1 pseudogene is annotated in these 1,549 nt (G+C 66.0%); it reads right to left on the bottom strand.

Annotation, left to right across the window (positions count from 1 at the left end):
- Nucleotides 1-118: 118 nt before the first annotated feature.
- Nucleotides 119-1,424, bottom strand: a pseudogene (locus IEZ00_RS35990) (IS256 family transposase).
- Nucleotides 1,425-1,549 lie beyond the last annotated feature (125 nt).

Below are 1,549 nucleotides of genomic sequence, written 5' to 3'. Positions count from 1 at the left end.
TGTGGAACACCGGCATCAAACAGATCCGCTGGGCCGTCGAACAGGCCATATCCCACTTGAAGAACTGGAAGATCCTCAGGGTGTGTCAAACGAGCGGTGTAACTCGGGGTGAAGAGGGCTACTTGCGTCCGGCGGCCAGGCGGCCGTCGAAGGCGATCTCGAAGGCGTTCAGCGCCGGCTTCCAGCGCATCATCCAGCGTTTGCGGCCGGTGCCGGTCGGGTCCAGGCTCATCACCGCGAGGTAGACGCACTTGAGCGCGGCCTGCTCGCCTACGGAAGTGGCCGCGGGCCTTGACCGCGCGGCGGATGCGGGCGTTGACGCTCTCGATGGCGTTGGTCGAGCAGATCACCCGCCGGATCTCGACGTCGAAGGCCAGGAACGGCACGAACTGAAGCCCAGGCGTTGTCCCAGAGCCGCACGATCGCCGGATAGCGGGCGCCCCAGGAGTCGAGGAACTCGGCGAACCGTTCCTTCGCGGCGGCCTCGGTCGGGGCGGTGTAGACGAGCTTGAGCGCCTTGGCGATGGCGTCCCAGTGCTGCCTGCCCGCGTAGCGGAAACTGTTGCGCAGCAGGTGCACGATGCAGGTCTGCACGATCGTGCGCGGCCAGACCGTGGTGACGGCATCAGGCAGCCCGGTCAGCCCGTCGCAGACCACCATCAGCACGTCGCCCACGCCGCGATTGCGCAGCTCGGTGAGCACGTGCAGCCAGTACTTCGCACCCTCGCCGCCGTCACCGGTCCAGATCCCGAGAATGTCGCGTTGCCCCTCACAGGTCACCGCCATCGCCACGTAGATCGGCCGGTTGGCCACCTGGCTATCACGGACCTTGACGTGGATCGCGTCGATGAACACCACCGGACAGAGCGGATCCAGAGGCCGGTCCTGCCACTCGACCATGCCCTCGACCACCTTGTCGGGAAAGAGTGGAGATCGTCTGGCGCGACACCTCGGCGCCATAGGCCTCGGCCAGGTGCGCGGAGATCCCTCCGGTGGTCAACCCCTTGGCGGACAACGAGATCACCATCTCGTCGACACCGGTGAGCCGCTTCTGCCGCTTGGCCACGATCCGCGGCTCGAACTCGGCGCTGCGGTCGAGCGGCACGTCGATCCCCACCGACCCGACATCGGTGAGCACGGTCTTGGAGCGGGTGCCGTTACGCGAGTTGCCCGTCCCCCGTCCCACCGGGTCGTGCTTGTCGTAGCCCAGGTGATCGGTGATCTCACCCTCCAGCGCGGACTCCAACAGCCGCTTGGTCAACTGCTGCAGCACTCCGCCCCCCACCGGTGAGCTTGAGCCCACCGACGCGAGCCTGCCCCACCAACTGGTCGATCAACCGCTCGTCCAAGCCCTCCAGGGCCGCCGAGCGGGTCTCGGGCGTCGTGTCCTCGGCGTTCTCCACGCCGAACATCATCTCGCTCATCAAGTGCACTTCCATGATCGGGAGTTACACCGCTCGTTTTACAGTCCCTGGGCCTGACCCGTTTTGACGGACATCTGAGATCAGGGGACGCGTGTCCCCGGAAGGATGTCCCATCATGGAGCCTA

It is taken from the genome of Saccharothrix coeruleofusca, from assembly GCF_014648515.1.
Classification (GTDB): domain Bacteria; phylum Actinomycetota; class Actinomycetes; order Mycobacteriales; family Pseudonocardiaceae; genus Actinosynnema; species Actinosynnema coeruleofuscum.
The sequence above is the reverse complement of the archived record's forward strand: the minus strand, read 5'-3'. Positions and strand labels throughout refer to the sequence as shown.